This is a genomic window from Mycolicibacterium pulveris (assembly GCF_010725725.1).
Lineage (GTDB): Bacteria > Actinomycetota > Actinomycetes > Mycobacteriales > Mycobacteriaceae > Mycobacterium > Mycobacterium pulveris.
Map to the genome: position 1 here is coordinate 3,561,030 of NZ_AP022599.1, position 15,062 is coordinate 3,576,091.

Consider the following 15,062-nt stretch of genomic DNA (forward strand, 5'->3'; position numbering starts at 1 on the left):
CGAACTCAGCGCTTCACGCAGCGAAAGCCGATGTGGCTCATGCCGGTGTCGACTTGTTGGGGTCGCCGTGCCGCAGGGCGGTACCGCAGACAGTAGCTGTCCGCGCACAGGAATGAGCCGCCCTTGACGACCTTGCGCGGGATTCGAAACTGCGGTTGGGCGGGATCCTGGCTGTCCTCTTCACAGCGGGCGTCCTCGGCGGGGCCGTCGGCGTACCAGTCGACGGTCCACTCCCAGACGTTGCCCGCCATGTCGTACAGGCCGTAGCCGTTCGGTGCGAAACTGCCGACGGCGGCGGCACTTCCATAGCCCGTCTCGGGCAGGTAGGGAACTCGCCGTGCCAGTAGTTGGCCATCCGCTGACCGGGTTGCTCGGGTTCGTCGCCCCACGTGTACGTGGCGCCGCGGATCCCGCCGCGGGCGGCGACCTCCCACTCGTGCTCGGTCGGCAGCGCAAGACCGGCCCATTGGGCGTACGCCGCGGCGTCCGGTCAGGTAGGGCAGCAGGTTGAAGCCGTCGATGTGTACCCGATAGGTCTGGTCGCCGATCGTACGGCCCTGCTTGAGTTTCTCGACAACGTCGGGCTCACCGGCCGCCGCCAGAAACGTCGGAAGCCAATCGTGGTGTTGGACAATTTCATTGGACACCGCACCCGCCGGCTCCTTTCTAGCCAACGGATCATCTCGAGAATCCGGAAGGCGCCCTCCCAGTTGGTGTTCTTCTCACTGCGGAACGGGGTGGTGGCGCCGTCGGGCCAGGTGTTGGCGTGCGGCCCGTTGTCGGTGGAGTAGATGACGATGGTGTCCTCGGCGATCCCCAGTTCGTCGAGGCAGTCGAGCGGCAGCCCGACGTGCTTGTCGTGGTCGACCATGGTGTCGTGATAGCCGGACTGCCAGCGTCCGGCCTGCCCGACGCTCTCGGGCTTGGTATGCGTCCGGAAGTGCATGTGGGTGGTGTTCATCCACGCGAAGAACGGTGTGTCCGCCGCGTGCTGCCGCTTGATGAAATCGATGCACGCCTCGGTGGTCTCGTCGTCGACGGTTTCCATCCGCTTCTTGGTCAGCGGCCCGGTGTCCTCGACGCGCTGCTTACCCAGTGGCCCGAACCGCTCGTCGACCTCATCGGAGGCTTCATCGGTGGCCCACGATCTGACGACACCGCGCGGCAGGATCGCCTTTCGCAGCGTCGGTGCTTCCTCGGCGGTGGGGTAGTCGGGGTGCTCGGGCTCTTCCTCCGCGTTGAGGTGATACAGGTTGCCGAAGAACTCGTCGAAGCCGTGCGCTGTCGGCAGGTATTTGTTGAGGTCGCCGAGGTGGTTCTTGCCGAACTGGCCGGTGGCGTATCCGAGCGGTTTGAGGGGCGTGGCGATGGTCGGGTCCTCCGGGGACATGCCGACGTCGACCCCGGGCATGCCGACCTTGCTCAATCCTGTTCGGTAGACGCTTTGTCCGGTGAGGAACGATGATCGGCCCGCGGTGCAGCTTTGCTCCCCGTAGGCATCGGTGAATCGCATGCCCTCGGTGGCGATGCGATCGATGTTGGGTGTGCGGTAGCCCATCAGGCCATCGCTGTAGCAACTCAAGTTCGTGATTCCTATGTCGTCGCCCAAATGGCCAGAATGTTGGGCCTACCGCCAGGCACATCGACTCCTCACACCGTTGTGAATTTCGAATCTCTCGCAGTTTCAACGCTATGCCTGTGCGCTGGGGATGCGAGGCCTTGTCGAAGTCGCTTTGTCGCCGAACGTGGGTTACCCGCACGCAAGGCGGTGGCAGATTCACACGGTCAGGCGTGCGGGTAACCCACGTTCGCCCCGGCAATTGTGGGGCTGCGGCCGCGGCCCGGTTGACCCCAGGAGGAACCGGCCACTGCTACGGTTACGGCGTCGTAGGTTCGTCGCTGCGACCAGACACCTGACTGACGGGAGCACCGCATGGTGCACATCACGTCCCAGCGTTCGAGCCGCAGAAAAGTGGTCCGACGGTGAGCCGGTTCTGCGACACGATGTATGCGAACGCCCAGTTGGGTGGTCGGGGCATGGTGACCGGCGAACCGTTTGCGCCCGTCCGGCATACCTGGCACCAGGTCCATCAGCGTGCCCGCCGTATCGCTGGGGGTCTTGCGGCAGCGGGTGTGGGCCCCGGCGACGCGGTCGCGGTGCTGGCCGGGGCCCCGGCAGAGATCGCGCCAACCGCCCAGGCGGTGTGGATGCGCGGCGCCCACCTCACCATGCTGCACCAACCGACGCCGCGCACCGATCTGATGCTGTGGGCCGCCGAGACGAGCTCGGTTGTCGACGTGATCGATGCCGAGGTGGTCGTGGTCTCCGAACCGTTCATGGCGGCCGTTCCCGCATTGGCGGGCAAAGGTTTTCAGGTCGTCACCATTGCAGAACTCCTGGATCACGACGGGATCGACCCCCTGGATGCGGGTGAGGACGACCTTGCGCTGTTGCAGTTGACGTCGGGATCGACCGGCCCGGCGAAGGCGGTGCAGGTCACGCATCGCAACCTGGTCTCCAACGCCGAAGCGATGTTCACCGGCGCCCAGTACGACCTGGAGACCGACGTCATCGTGAGCTGGTTGCCTCTGTTCCACGACATGGGGATGACGGGTTTCCTGGTGGTGCCGATGTACTTCGGCGCCGAGCTGGTCAAGGTCAGCCCGATGGACTTCCTGCGTGACACGCTGCTGTGGGCCAGGCTCATCGACAAGTACAAGGGCACCATGACCGCCGCACCGAACTTCGCCTACGCGCTGTTCGCCAAGCGGCTTCGCAGGCAGGCCAAGCCGGGCGAGTTCGACCTGTCGACGCTGCGGTGGGCGTTGTCGGGTTCCGAGCAGGTCGAACCCGCCGATGTCGAGGACCTGTGCGACGCCGGTGCGCCGTTCGGGCTCCGCCCGGACGCGATCCTGCCCGCGTATGGGATGGCGGAAACCACTGTGGCGGTGTCGTTCTCCGAATGCGGTGGCGGCTTGGTGGTCGACGAGGTCGACGCCGATCTGCTCGCCGTGCTGCACCGCGCGGTCCCCTCGACGAAGGGGCGCACCAGACGCCTCGCGACGCTGGGGCCGCCCCTGCCGGGGCTGGAGGTCAGGATCGTCGACGAAGACGCCAACGTTCTGCCGACCCGTGGCGTGGGTGTCATCCAAGTCCGCGGTGAACCGGTGACCACGGGATACACCACCATGGGCGGTTTCCAACCCGCACTGGACGCGCAAGGCTGGTATGACACCGGCGACCTCGGCTACGTGACGGAGGAGAACCGCATCGTCGTGTGCGGCAGGGTCAAAGACGTCATCATCATGGCCGGCCGCAACATCTACCCGACCGACATCGAACGGGCGGCGTGCCGGGTCGCCGGGGTGCGGCCGGGATGCGCGGTCGCGGTGCGTCTGGACGCCGGCCACTCGCGGGAGGGGTTCGCGGTCGCCGTGGAGTCCAACACGTTCGACGACAGCGCCGATGTGCGACGGATCCAGCACCAGGTCGCCCACGAGGTGTTCGCCGAAGTCGACATGCGACCACGCAACGTCGCGGTGCTCTGCCCGGGCACCATCCCGAAGACGCCGTCGGGCAAGCTGCGTCGTGCGCACGCGCTCGCCCTTGTCGGCCGCTAGTTCAGGGCGCACCCTGGTGGGTGGAAGGTGATCGCAATGTACGACAAGGTTCTGGACAACAAATGGCACGTCGAGGTGGAGTTCTCCGAAGACGAGGTGCACACCCACGCTTCCGCGTGCGCCACGCTGGCCGACGACACCACGATGACGACGACCGGGGACGCCTACCGCAATCCCAGGGACGACAGCCAGCCGATGGTCGGTGAGGAGATCGCGGCGGCTCGCGCACTCTTCGCGCTGGCCACCCAGCTGCTGGAGGAGGCGTCGGCGCGGATCGCGCAGAACACGCGCCAACCGGTGCACCTGTACCACTGAACGCCGGCCCGGCCCGGCCCGCCGAACGTGGGTTACCGGCACGCAGAATCGCGGTTGGGCGTGCGGGTAACCCACGTTCGCGCCCGCGGATCGTGATCAGGCTGTCGCCGCGGCTGCCCTCATCTGGTTGAACAGGTCGACGTAATACGGCAGGCAATCGGCCATCGCCTGCTGCGTGCTGAACAGCGGGCGATAACCCAAGTCGCGCTCGGCCTTCGCGATCGAGAAGTGGTTGTCGAGGTAGAGGCGTTCCACGCCAAGGGGTTCGATCATCGGCTTGGGCAGCCCGAACCGGAAGTGCAGCCACTGCCAGGCCGTCATCGCCGCCCACACCAACCGGCCGGGCACCCGGATTTTGGGATAGCGCCGTCCGCAGGCCTCCACCACCGGGCGGGAGAACTCGAACATGTTGATCGGCTCGCCGTCGTTGATGAAATACGCCTGACCGGGCGCCGTTCCGCCGGGCACCAGATGCTCGGCGGCCAGGATGAATCCGTGAGTCAGGTTGTGCACGTACGAGTTGTCCAGCTTGACGTTCTTGCTGCCGACGAGCACCTTGACGTGACCGGCCAGCACGCTCTCGAACACCTTGCGGAACATGGTCTGGTCACCGCGTCCCCAAATCCCGCTGGGCCGAATGGAACACGTCAGCAGACCGCCAACTCCGTTCTGCGACAACACGAATTTCTCGGCGATGACCTTGGTCTCGGTGTAAAGGTCGTTGAAACGGTCGGTGTAGGGCAGCGTTTCGTCGGCGCCGGCCAGCTTCTTGCCGCCCATCACCACGCTGTTGGACGCGGTGTAGACGAACCGCTTGACCCCTGCGGCCTGCGCTGTGTGCACCAGGTTCTCTGTCCCGTGCACGTTCACCGCGAAACTGCGCTGCCGGTACTCCTCGGTGACCGAGGCGCCGCCCATCAGATCGATGATCGCGGCGGTGTGAAAGACGGTGTCGATGCCCGTCACCGCGGCCGCCACGGTGTCGACGTCACAGATGTCGCCCTGGAGCACCTCGAGCCGCGGATGGTCGGTCACTGGGGACGGTGCGCGGTCGAACGACCGCACCTGATACCCGCGGTCGAGAAGTTCGGTCACCAGGTTGGCGCCGACGAACCCGGAACCGCCGGTGACCAGCACCCGGCCGAGCTCGGTGGTCAACGCTGAATCGCCCATAGCGGAAAAGAGTAACTGAAACGTGTTACAGTTTCGACCCCCGAGGGGCGAATTGCTTGAAAACTCAACCTTCGTCGGCGTCCCTGGCGGCCAGCACATCCTCGACACGTTTGCGGGCACCAGCTAAGTGATCCTCACAGCGTTTAGCCAGTTCTTCGCCGCGTTCCCATAGCTTCAGCGACGCATCGAGGTCGAGCCCGCCCTGCTCGAGCTGCTGCACGACGCCGATCAGCTCGTCGCGAGCTTCTTCGTACCCCATTTCACTAATAGGCTTCATTCATCCGTCCCTTCGGGTCGTTCCGGGCCGTCGCTGACCGCCGCGATCGCGCCGTCCGCCACCCGCACCCGCAGCCGTCTGCCCGCCGGCGCGTCGGCCGTCGTGCGCAGCACCTGCGCGTCGGGCATCGTCTGCACGACGGCGTAACCCCGCGCCAACGTCGCCGCCGGCCCCAACGTGGACAGCCGCGCCGACAGGTGGCCGACGCGGTCGGCCTCCGCGGCCACCAGCCGGGTGATGTCGCGTCGGGCCGCGGCCAGCGCGCGATGCACCTCGTCGGCGCGCGTGTCGATCGCGGCCAGCGGCCGGGCCAACACCGGGCGGCTGCGCAACTGGTCCAGCGTGTGCTGTTCGCGGTGCACCCAGTTGCGCAACGCGCGCCCGCCGCGACGGCACAGGTCGGCGATGCGCGCCTGCTCGGCCGCGGCGTCGGGCACGATGCGCTTGGCCGCGTCGGTGGGGGTGGCGGCCCGCACATCGGCCACCAGGTCGCACAGCGGGTTGTCGGGCTCGTGACCGATCGCGCTCACCACCGGCGTGGTGCACTTGGCGATCTCGCGGCACAGGGTCTCGTCGTAGAACGGCAGCAGCGCATCGATGTCACCGCCGCCGCGGGCGATCACGATCACGTCGACCTCGGCGTTCGCGTCGAGTTCGCGTAACGCCTCGACGATCTGCGCGACGGTGTTGGGTCCCTGCACGGCCGTGTTGCGGATTGTGAATCGCACTGCGGGCCAACGGCTCTGGGCAACAGACACCACGTCACGCTCGGCGGCCGACGCGCGCCCGGTGATCAGCCCGACGGTGTTCGGCAGAAACGGCAGCGGACGTTTGAGGCGCGGATCAAAGAGCCCTTCGGCCTCCAGCAGCCTGCGGAGGCGTTCGATGCGGGCGAGCAGTTCGCCGAGCCCGACCGCGCGGATCTCGCTGACCCGCAGCGAGAAGGAGCCCCGGCCGGTGTGGAACTGCGGCTTGCCGTGCATCACCACCTGCACGCCCTCGGTCAGCTCCACCGGCGCGTTGGCCACCAGGTCGCGCGGGCAGACGACCGAGAGCGACATGTCGGCGGCCGGATCGCGCAGCAGGATGAACGCCACGGTGGGCCGGAAGTTGAGCTGGGCGATCTGGCCCTCGACCCACACCGTGCCCAGCCGGTCGATGTACTTGGCGACGCGGGTGGCCACCGCGCGCACCGGCCAGGGGTTGTCGGGCGACTTGCCCGGCTCGGCCTCGGTCACGGGCTCACTTGGCGGTGGCGCGGGTGATCCTGTTGGCCAGCAGAGTCTGGAACGGTGCGCGCGCCCTGGTCGCCTCCTCGTAGGCCAGCAGCGCCTCGAGGTCGGCCACCTGCAGCGACGCCAACCTTGCGCGCAGTTGCGCCAGCGTCAGCGACTCGTAATCCAGCTCGGTGACGATCTCGGGGACCTCCACCTCGTCGGTGGCCACCGAGGAGTTGTTGACGGCGGGTTCGGCGGCGGGTGTCTCGGGCTCGCCGCCGCTGAACAGCGCGAACCGGCCCTCGGTGAGCCGCTGGCCGTCGGTGCCTGCCGCGCCCGCATCCTCGAGGTCCTCGTCGAACGTCGCCCACTCCGGCTGCTCCTCCTTCGGAGGGAACATCGCTTCGAGGGCCTCGTCGCCCTTGATCACCAGGTCGGCGACGTCCTGCTGCACCTTCATCACGAGGTGGGCGACCTGACTGGCGACCGTCATCGGATACATCAGGATGGTCTGCGGAAGCTTGCGGGTTTCCTCGATGGCGGTGACCGCTGCGCCAACGAGCAGACGGACACCATACGGTGCAGTTGCCATGGCCCCAGCCTACGGCTGGCTGCTCAGCTGGTCTGGGAAGGCTGCCGATGCGTACCCTGGAAGCCATGCCACCGACAATCGACATGGGGATTCCGGGCGTCAGCCAGACGGCAGCGGGCTCGGGCACCGGTGGCGTCATGGGCAAACGGGTGTTGCTGGCCGAACCACGTGGTTACTGCGCCGGGGTGGACCGGGCGGTGGAGACCGTGGAGCGCGCGCTGGAGAAGCACGGGGCCCCGGTTTACGTGCGTCACGAGATCGTGCACAACCGGCACGTCGTCGACACGCTGGCCAAGGCAGGCGCGGTGTTCGTCGACGAGACCGACGAGGTGCCCGAGGGCGCCATCGTGGTGTTCTCCGCCCACGGGGTCGCCCCGACCGTGCATCAGAGCGCCAAGGAGCGCGATCTCAAGGTCATCGACGCGACCTGCCCGCTGGTGACCAAGGTGCACAACGAGGCCAAACGGTTCGCCCGCGACGACTACGACATCCTGCTGATCGGCCACGAGGGCCACGAGGAGGTCATCGGCACCGCCGGTGAGGCACCCGACCACGTGCAGCTGGTCGACGGGCCCGAATCGGTGGACCAGGTCACCGTGCGCGACGAGAACAAAGTGATCTGGCTGTCGCAGACCACGCTGTCCGTCGACGAGACGATGGAAACCGTGCACCGGCTGCGTGAGCGCTTCCCCAAGCTGCAGGATCCGCCCAGCGACGACATCTGCTACGCCACCCAGAACCGCCAGGTCGCGGTGAAGGCGATGGCGCCGGAGTGCGAGCTGGTCATCGTGGTCGGGTCGCGCAACTCGTCGAACTCCGTGCGCCTGGTCGAGGTGGCCCTGGGCGCCGGCTCCGACGCCGCGCACCTGGTCGACTACGCCGACGACATCGACCCCACCTGGCTGGACGGGGTGACGACGGTGGGGGTCACTTCCGGCGCGTCCGTGCCCGAGATCCTGGTGCGCGGGGTGCTGGAACGGCTCGCCGAGTTCGGCTACGACACGGTGCAGCCGGTGACGACGGCCAACGAGACGTTGGTGTTCGCCCTGCCTCGCGAGATCCGGCCTGCACGCGCGTAACCTCCCCCTTCGCCGAGCAGTCGTGAAAACCCCCAATTTCGGCTGTTTGAGGGGGTTTTCACGACTGCTCGCCGGGATGGCGGTGGTGGCTCTGGTGCTCTCGGGATGCTCGGATGCCCAGGACCGCCTGACGGTCACCGTCGACAAGTTCGCTGAGGCCCTGTCGAAGGGCAACGCGTCGGCGGCCGGCGCGCTCACCTCCGACCCGACACAGGCGTCGGCCACGCTGGCCGAGCTGTTCGCCAGCCTGGGCACCGACGTGCAGGTCGAGGTCTCATCGGTGCAGCACGAGGACGACGAGCCGTCCACCTTCTCCCTCGACACCATGTGGAAGTTCCGTGACGGCCAGACGGAATGGAACTACACCACGACCGGCACCGCGGTCGCCTCGAGCGACGGGTGGACGATCGAGTGGTCGCCCGCGACCGTCGCTCCCGGCCTCGACGCCGGCCCCCTGTCCTACAGCACGCTTACCCCCGACCCCGCCGCGCGGGTGCTCGACCGCACCGGCGCGGACCTGTTGACCCAGCACATCGTCACGCTGGTCAACGTGTCGCCGGGCGCCGATGTCAACGCGCTGGCCGCGCTGCTGAACCCGCTGGCGCCCGGCATCACCGCCGAGTCGCTGCGGCAGGACCTCGACGAGGCCAACGGCGGTCCGATCACCGCAATCACGTTGCGCCAGGACGACTTCGGGCCGATCGAGGCGCAGCTGGCAGCCCTGTCCGACGTCACGTTGGCGCCGCAGACCCGGCTGCTGGCCACCGACAAGACGCTGACCTCACCGGCGCTGTCCGGGCTGGCAGACCTGTGGCAGCAGCGCACCGACGGCGCGTCCGGATGGGCGGTGAACGCCGCGACCAGCGCGGGGCCGCGCCGCGTCGGCGGGCAGGACGCCGCACCCGTCGCGGACATCGACAGCACGCTGGACATCGGCATGCTGCGGGCGGGCGAGCAGGCGCTGGCGCCGCTGCCGACCCCCGCGGCGATCGTGGCGATCCAGCCGTCGACCGGCGAGCTGCTGGCCGTCGCGCAGAACACCGCCGCCGACGCGCAGGGCCCGATCGCGCTGACCGGGCTGTACCCACCCGGCTCGACGTTCAAGACGGTCACCGTCTCGGCCGCGCTGCAGGCCGGCCAGGTGACGCCCGACACCGTCGTCGCCTGCCCGGGCACCGAGAACATCGAGGGCCGCCAGATCCCCAACGACGACAACTTCGACCTCGGGCAAGTGCCGTTGCACACCGCGTTCGCGCGGTCCTGTAACACCACGATGGGGCGGCTGGCGGTGAATCTGCCGCCGGACGCGTTGACCAAGGCCGCCGAACAGCTCGGCCTGGGTATCGACTACACCGCGCCCGGCATGACGACCGTGACCGGCACGGTGCCCGTCGCCGACACGGCGGCGTTGCGGGTCGAGGAAGGCATCGGCCAGGGCCGGGTCACCGCGTCACCGTTCGGGATGGCGCTGGTGGCCGCCTCCCTGGCGCGGGGCTCGGTGCCGGCGCCGGCGATCGTCGCCGGCGAGCCGGGAAAACCTGACCGAACCCCCGAGCCGCTGGCGCCGACGGTCGCCGAGCAGGTCAAGACGATGATGCGCGAAACCGTCACCGATGGGACCGCGACTGCGCTGCAAGACATTCCGGGCCTGTTGGGCAAGACCGGGACCGCCGAGTACATCGACGACACGCATGCGCACGGCTGGTTCGTCGGGATCCGCGGCGACGTGGCGTTCGCGGTGTTCGTCAGCGACGCGGGCAGCTCAGGTCTCGCCGTGGCGGCCGCGGGCCGCTTCCTGCGCGCGCTGCCTTAGATGTCGTACTCCCAGTTGTCGGGTTCGCGGCCGTGGGACGGGCGGCGGGTGCGGTAGTTCGCGCGGTCGTCGTAGTCCTCGCCGCCGCGGTAACGCACGCGCGTTACCGGGTGATGGGTGCCACTTCCGTTACGGCCGTGCGGTTCGCGGGGCTGGAAGTCGTCATAGCGGCGGCGCTCGGGGCGTTCGTAGGCCGAGCGCCGGTCGACCGGTGGGGGACCGGGCTGACGCGGATTGGCCGCCTTGCGCGGGCGGCGCCGGGGTTCGGGCGCCGGCTCCTGCCGTGCCCTGCTGCGGCGCGGGCGCTCGGCCAGCGGGTCGAAGGACTCGGCTTCCGGCGGCCGGACATGGCGCGACTTCGACGCCGTCGTGCTTCTGGCCGGTTTCCCGCTGCGAGACGTGCCCGCTGGGGTCCTGGCGGGCCGGCGGGGCCGGTCTGTGGCGCGCTGTTGGCGAACCGGGCGCTGGGCGGGGCGCCGCTTGCGCGGGGGCGCGGCGGCCGCCTCGGCGTCCTGCTCGATATGTGGACGGGCCAACAGCGCGGAGAGCTTCGTAGTCAGCGTCGATATCAGGCTGGGGGCGTCGGTGTTGGCGCCGCCGCGCGGGGTCGACGTCCGCGTCAGCATGCCGTAGTACCAGCGACCCGCCCCGATGAGCAGCACCGCCGCCGACGTGAAGAACATCAGCGGGAAGCGCTCGATGAGCGGATAGCCGCAGTTGATCAGCATGTCCTTGACGCTGGTGATCTGGGCTTTGTGAAACAGGAAGTACGACCCCGGCACCGTCAAGAACAGGATCAGCGGAGGCTGGATGACGGCGGTGAACAGGCCGGCCTGGCGCACCGCGAGCACCGCGGCCAGGCATCCGACGACGTAGGTGGCCGCGAACACCGAGCTGAGCTCTCTGCTGCCCGAACCGGCGTCGAACGCGAAACCGATCGTGGTGGCCGTGATAGCGATCAGCGTGGCACCCCACCACGGAACACCCGGAATGTTGGGATGCACGGAACGGTGGTCGGCGGTCACTGCCGACCGTGCGCGCTGTGCTGACACAGGTAGACCGTACCGGCTCCGGCTGAGTGAGGCGGTCAGCGCGGTGCTGGCGTGCCCGTCACACTCTCTACACTCTGGACCCTGTGGGCCTGAATCTTGGAATCGTCGGACTGCCGAACGTCGGTAAGTCGACGCTGTTCAACGCGCTGACGCGCAACGACGTGCTGGCGGCCAACTATCCGTTCGCCACGATCGAACCGAACGAGGGCGTCGTTCCGCTGCCCGACCCGCGGTTGGAGGAGCTGGCGCGGATCTTCGGCTCGGAAAAGATCGTCCCGGCGCCGGTGACGTTTGTCGACATCGCCGGGATCGTCAAGGGCGCGTCCGAGGGCGCGGGGCTCGGCAACAAGTTCCTGGCCAACATTCGCGAATGCGACGCGATCTGCCAGGTGGTGCGGGTTTTCGCCGACGACGACGTGGCTCATATCGACGGGCGCATCGACCCGAAGGCCGATATCGAGGTCATCGAAACCGAGCTGATCCTGGCCGATCTGCAGACCCTCGAGAAGGCGCTGCCGCGGCTGGAGAAGGAGGCGCGAACCCACAAGGACCGCCGTCCGATCTATGACGCGGCGGTGGCCGCTCAAGAGATTCTCAACAGCGGCAAGACGCTGTTCAGCGCGGGCTTCGACGCGACGTTGCTGCGCGAGCTGAACCTGCTGACGATGAAACCGTTCCTGTACGTGTTCAACGCCGACGAAACGGTGCTGACCGACGAGGCGCGCAAAGCCGAGCTGCGCGAGTTGGTTGCGCCGGCCGACGCGGTGTTCCTCGACGCGAAGATCGAGGCCGAGCTTCAGGAACTCGACGACGAGTCGGCCGCCGAACTGCTCGAGTCGATCGGCCAGTCCGAACGCGGACTGGATGCGTTGGCGCGGGCGGGGTTTCATACATTGAAGCTGCAGACCTTCCTGACGGCCGGGCCGAAAGAGGCGCGGGCGTGGACGATTCGCCAAGGTGACACCGCGCCGAAGGCGGCGGGCGTGATCCACAGCGACTTCGAGAAGGGGTTCATCAAGGCCGAGGTCGTGTCGTTCGACGACCTCGCCGAGGCCGGTTCGATGGCCGCCGCGAAGGCCGCGGGCAAGGTGCGCATCGAGGGCAAGGACTACGTCATGCAGGACGGCGACGTCGTCGAGTTCCGGTTCAACGTGTAGCCGGGCGTCGTCGTTGTTCGCGAGATGTACGTGACGGCTGTGGATCGGGTGCCGGGAACGACCCTCCTGTAGATCTCGCGAAAACAATGACGCCGCAGGCTACGGTGATCGCGGTTCGTTCCCGATGCGAGTGCAGATGGGGCTGAGATGAGCAAGGTTCCGAGCCGTAAGGCGCGTCTGGCGCACGCCGCCAAGCACACCGAACTGTGGAATGCGGGCAAGAAGGACGAGTGGGTGGCGTCATGGCGCACGATCTGTCCCGGTGAGGTCCGCATGTTCGATCCCGTCGGCACCGAAGGGAAGCATGGTTTCGCCGCGGCCACCTCGGATGCCTTCGACATGTTCCAACCGATCCTCAAGATGAAGATGATCACCGTTCAGGTGAACGGAAACGAGATGGCGTGGGTCTGTGAAAACCACTTCGGCACCGAACCGAACGTGGCGGTGGCCTACAGCATCGAGACATTCGCCTGGGACGACGACGGCAACCTGCTCATCAAGACCTACTATCCGATGCCGGAATCGGTCGGTGCCGACGCCGATCCGTATACCCATCTGTTGGAGGGGCAGAAGTAGCTCACGGCGGCGGCGGACCCCATGTTAATGTGCGTCGGGTGGGGGCCGATGCCCGCCACATCAAGCGCTTCCAGGTGAGCGATCACCTGAATCATTGCGGAGAGGCCTGAGCTGAATCAGGACATGTCCGAATGGGGTGCTGCGCCTTCTGGCGCGCAATCCATTGCGCCGAAACCGGTTTCGGCGGACGAAAGGACATGAGAGTGGCCTCCAAGGACGACAAGAACCTCAAGCGGGTGCTCGACAAGATCGCTTCGATGGATGAGCCCGCGCGACGTGTCATGCGGCGCATGCACGACGTGATCGTCTCTGCCGCACCCGAACTCAAGCCGCGCATCTGGTACGGCATGCCGGGTTACGCCAAGTCCGCGAGCAGCCCCGTCCTCGTCTTCATCCGAAACGACGACCTGATGAGCCTCGGGGTGAGTGAGAAGGCCACGCTCGAGCCCGCCGGGGGCAGCGACGGCCTGTTGATTCCCGCGGCCTGGTACTTCCACGACCTAGACGAGGCCACCGAGGCGCGGGTCGCCGAGATCGTTCGCGCCGCGATCGAGTAACCCCACGCGATCGAGGTGGGGCAGGGGTCGTCAATGTCGGCGGCGGGTAACCGGTTCGGGTCTGGGCCAGGATGAGGCTCCCACGCGTCTTCGTTACCGTCGCATCGACATCGCGTGGGCTCCTTCTGCCGGTGCAGTGTTCGCCGGTGCGGCGCTGTTAGGGTTCGCGGCGATGCCGGATATGTCACGACGTCCTCTCGTCGCCGATCGGCTGCCTCGAACCGAGGGCGACGTCACGGTGCGGCGGCTGCGCCACGACGACGCCGACGCCTTCGCCGCGGGCAGCGCGGATCCTGCCGTTCGCCGCTACGGGCACCTTCCGCTGCAAAGGTACTCACCGCAGGTCGTGCGCCAACAGATCGACGGCGTCATCGCAGACGGCCTGGCCGACGGCTCGCTGGCGGTGCTCGCCATCGCCGACGCCCGCACTGACGAGTTCCTGGGCAGCATCGTGGTGTTCGACGTCGGCGAAGCCGGTGCCGAAGTCGGGTTTTGGCTGTCTCCGCAGTCGCGCGGTCGCGGCGCCGCACAGCACGCCCTGCGGGCGGTCGCCCGTGTCGCCGGTGCCGCTGGGTTGAGCCGGTTGACGGCCAGAACCGTCCCGGAAAACGCGGGATCGCGCCGCGTTCTGGAAGCGGCCGGCTTTGATCAGACGGGCGAGCCGCACGCTCAGGTCACGCCGTCCGGTGAAACGGCGACGGTGGTGACGTTCTCGCGTTCGCTGGAATGACGACCCGACGTCGGGTCGCTTTCGCGAGACGTTAGGGCTGTGGATCGAGCGCCAACCACGATCCTGCTGTACCTCTAGCGAAACAGAGAAACCTAGCCGGCCGCGGCCAATTCCGGCTCGCGGACCTGCCGTCGCAGTGTGTCGAGGGACTTGGCGAGCAGTCGCGAGACGTGCATCTGCGAGATGCCCATCCGCTCGGCGATCTGGGTCTGCGTCATGTCCTCGAAGAACCGCAGCGTGAGCAGCGTGCGCTGGCGTTCGGGCAGCGCGGCGATCAACGGCCGCACTGTCTCGAGGTCGAGCACCTTGTCCATCCCTGGGTCGTCGTCGCCGAGGGTGTCCATGACCGCCCGCGAGTCGTCATTGGGGCCGGCCTGCACGTCGGTGGACAGGGTGGAGTAGTTGCTGCTCGCGATCGTCGCGTCGACCACCAGCTCGCGCGGCACGTCCAAGTGTTCGGCGATCTCCGAGGCGTTGGGCGCGCGACCCAACAGCTGCGACAACTCCGAGCGGGCCCGCACGAGCTGCGCCTGGATGTCCTTGCACCGGCGCGGCACCTTGACCGCCCAGCCGTGGTCGCGGAAGTGCCGGCGCACCTCACCCATCAGGGTCGGAACGGCGAACGACAGGAACTCCGTGCCGGTGTCGACGTCGTAGCGGTTCACCGCGTTGAGCAGACCCACGCGTGCCACCTGGATGAGATCGTCCAGCGGTTCACCGCGGTCGCGATAACGGAAGGCGATGTGATCGGCCAGTGGCAAGCACCGTTCGATGATCGCCTCGCGCTGACGCCGGTGCTGGGCAGACCCCTCGGGGACGGTCTTGAGCCGCCGGAACATCTCGGTCACATCTTTGTAGTCGCCAGACAACGCAGCCATCGCGGCAATCCCCATCCATCAAATG

The 15,062-nt window shown here is 67.5% G+C and carries 14 protein-coding genes and 2 pseudogenes; 8 read left to right on the forward strand and 8 right to left on the reverse strand.

What is annotated here, in order from left to right; genetic code table 11:
- Nucleotides 1–5: 5 nt before the first annotated feature.
- Both G6N28_RS17260 and G6N28_RS17265 read right to left on the reverse strand, forming a co-directional pair.
- Nucleotides 6–487 (reverse strand): annotated as a pseudogene (locus tag G6N28_RS17260) (formylglycine-generating enzyme family protein); the annotation flags it as partial.
- Nucleotides 468–1,641, reverse strand: a pseudogene (locus G6N28_RS17265) (arylsulfatase); the annotation flags it as partial. The pseudogenes G6N28_RS17265 and G6N28_RS17260, both read right to left, overlap by 20 nt.
- Nucleotides 1,642–1,983: 342 nt before the next feature.
- On the opposite strand from G6N28_RS17265, the gene G6N28_RS17270 reads away from it, so the two are divergent.
- Together G6N28_RS17270 and G6N28_RS17275 are read left to right on the forward strand one after the other, a co-directional pair.
- The gene (locus tag G6N28_RS17270; protein WP_163902324.1) at nt 1,984–3,621 is read left to right on the forward strand and encodes a fatty acyl-AMP ligase; all 1,638 of its coding nucleotides are present in this window, start codon (nt 1,984–1,986) and stop codon (nt 3,619–3,621) included.
- Between the two features lie 36 nt (nt 3,622–3,657).
- A complete protein-coding gene (locus G6N28_RS17275) occupies nt 3,658–3,936 on the forward strand; it encodes a dsRBD fold-containing protein (protein WP_163902326.1) in 279 nt (92 codons plus the stop codon).
- Between the two features lie 96 nt (nt 3,937–4,032).
- Here G6N28_RS17275 and G6N28_RS17280 read toward each other — a convergent pair whose 3' ends face one another.
- From G6N28_RS17280 to G6N28_RS17295, 4 genes are all read right to left on the reverse strand, one after another.
- Nucleotides 4,033–5,109: a 3-beta-hydroxysteroid dehydrogenase gene (locus G6N28_RS17280; RefSeq protein WP_163902328.1), complete on the reverse strand. Its 1,077-nt coding sequence runs from the start codon at nt 5,107–5,109 to the stop codon at nt 4,033–4,035.
- A 64-nt stretch (nt 5,110–5,173) separates the two neighbouring features.
- Nucleotides 5,174–5,386, reverse strand: coding sequence for an exodeoxyribonuclease VII small subunit (locus tag G6N28_RS17285; RefSeq protein ID WP_163902330.1), 213 nt, complete (start codon nt 5,384–5,386; stop codon nt 5,174–5,176).
- Nucleotides 5,383–6,624, reverse strand: a complete 1,242-nt coding sequence (gene xseA, locus G6N28_RS17290; protein ID WP_163902332.1) for an exodeoxyribonuclease VII large subunit — start codon at nt 6,622–6,624, stop codon at nt 5,383–5,385. The genes G6N28_RS17285 and xseA overlap by 4 nt, the downstream gene beginning before the upstream one ends.
- Before the next feature lie 4 nt (nt 6,625–6,628).
- Nucleotides 6,629–7,195, reverse strand: a complete 567-nt coding sequence (locus tag G6N28_RS17295) for a lipid droplet-associated protein (RefSeq protein ID WP_163902334.1) — start codon at nt 7,193–7,195, stop codon at nt 6,629–6,631.
- 65 nt (nt 7,196–7,260) lie between these two features.
- On the opposite strand from G6N28_RS17295, the gene G6N28_RS17300 reads away from it, so the two are divergent.
- Together G6N28_RS17300 and G6N28_RS17305 are read left to right on the forward strand one after the other, a co-directional pair.
- Nucleotides 7,261–8,274: a 4-hydroxy-3-methylbut-2-enyl diphosphate reductase gene (locus G6N28_RS17300; protein WP_163902336.1), complete on the forward strand. Its 1,014-nt coding sequence runs from the start codon at nt 7,261–7,263 to the stop codon at nt 8,272–8,274.
- Nucleotides 8,275–8,350: 76 nt separating this feature from the next.
- On the forward strand, nt 8,351–10,087 hold the full coding sequence (locus G6N28_RS17305; RefSeq protein ID WP_163906343.1) for a penicillin-binding transpeptidase domain-containing protein: 1,737 nt from the start codon (nt 8,351–8,353) through the stop codon (nt 10,085–10,087).
- On the opposite strand, the gene G6N28_RS17310 is transcribed toward G6N28_RS17305, so the two are convergent.
- Complete coding sequence (locus tag G6N28_RS17310; protein ID WP_163902339.1) at nt 10,084–11,139, reverse strand: DUF6542 domain-containing protein; 1,056 nt, start codon at nt 11,137–11,139, stop codon at nt 10,084–10,086. The two genes, G6N28_RS17305 and G6N28_RS17310, sit on opposite strands and share 4 nt — an antisense overlap.
- Nucleotides 11,140–11,222: 83 nt before the next feature.
- On the opposite strand from G6N28_RS17310, the gene ychF reads away from it, so the two are divergent.
- From ychF to G6N28_RS17330, 4 genes are all read left to right on the forward strand, one after another.
- Complete coding sequence (gene ychF, locus G6N28_RS17315; protein ID WP_163902341.1) at nt 11,223–12,296, forward strand: redox-regulated ATPase YchF; 1,074 nt, start codon at nt 11,223–11,225, stop codon at nt 12,294–12,296.
- Between the two features lie 147 nt (nt 12,297–12,443).
- The gene (locus G6N28_RS17320) at nt 12,444–12,872 is read left to right on the forward strand and encodes a hypothetical protein (RefSeq protein ID WP_163902343.1); all 429 of its coding nucleotides are present in this window, start codon (nt 12,444–12,446) and stop codon (nt 12,870–12,872) included.
- Between the two features lie 197 nt (nt 12,873–13,069).
- Nucleotides 13,070–13,429 (forward strand): DUF1801 domain-containing protein, encoded by a 360-nt coding sequence (locus G6N28_RS17325; protein ID WP_163902345.1) that lies wholly within the window; start codon nt 13,070–13,072, stop codon nt 13,427–13,429.
- 181 nt (nt 13,430–13,610) lie between these two features.
- Nucleotides 13,611–14,159: a GNAT family N-acetyltransferase gene (locus G6N28_RS17330; RefSeq protein WP_163902347.1), complete on the forward strand. Its 549-nt coding sequence runs from the start codon at nt 13,611–13,613 to the stop codon at nt 14,157–14,159.
- Nucleotides 14,160–14,251: 92 nt separating this feature from the next.
- Here G6N28_RS17330 and G6N28_RS17335 read toward each other — a convergent pair whose 3' ends face one another.
- On the reverse strand, nt 14,252–15,037 hold the full coding sequence (locus G6N28_RS17335; RefSeq protein WP_170307902.1) for a SigB/SigF/SigG family RNA polymerase sigma factor: 786 nt from the start codon (nt 15,035–15,037) through the stop codon (nt 14,252–14,254).
- Nucleotides 15,038–15,062: the final 25 nt, after the last annotated feature.

Coding starts and splice junctions, on each gene's coding strand:
- G6N28_RS17280 (WP_163902328.1), bottom strand. CDS start 5,109: ATGGGCGATTCAGCGTTGACCACCGAGCTCGGCCGGGTGCTGGTCACC.
- G6N28_RS17330 (WP_163902347.1), top strand. CDS start 13,611: ATGTCACGACGTCCTCTCGTCGCCGATCGGCTGCCTCGAACCGAGGGC.
- G6N28_RS17335 (WP_170307902.1), bottom strand. CDS start 15,037: ATGGCTGCGTTGTCTGGCGACTACAAAGATGTGACCGAGATGTTCCGG.
- G6N28_RS17305 (WP_163906343.1), top strand. CDS start 8,351: ATGGCGGTGGTGGCTCTGGTGCTCTCGGGATGCTCGGATGCCCAGGAC.
- G6N28_RS17295 (WP_163902334.1), bottom strand. CDS start 7,195: ATGGCAACTGCACCGTATGGTGTCCGTCTGCTCGTTGGCGCAGCGGTC.
- G6N28_RS17320 (WP_163902343.1), top strand. CDS start 12,444: ATGAGCAAGGTTCCGAGCCGTAAGGCGCGTCTGGCGCACGCCGCCAAG.
- G6N28_RS17325 (WP_163902345.1), top strand. CDS start 13,070: ATGAGAGTGGCCTCCAAGGACGACAAGAACCTCAAGCGGGTGCTCGAC.
- G6N28_RS17275 (WP_163902326.1), top strand. CDS start 3,658: ATGTACGACAAGGTTCTGGACAACAAATGGCACGTCGAGGTGGAGTTC.
- G6N28_RS17285 (WP_163902330.1), bottom strand. CDS start 5,386: ATGAAGCCTATTAGTGAAATGGGGTACGAAGAAGCTCGCGACGAGCTG.
- G6N28_RS17300 (WP_163902336.1), top strand. CDS start 7,261: ATGCCACCGACAATCGACATGGGGATTCCGGGCGTCAGCCAGACGGCA.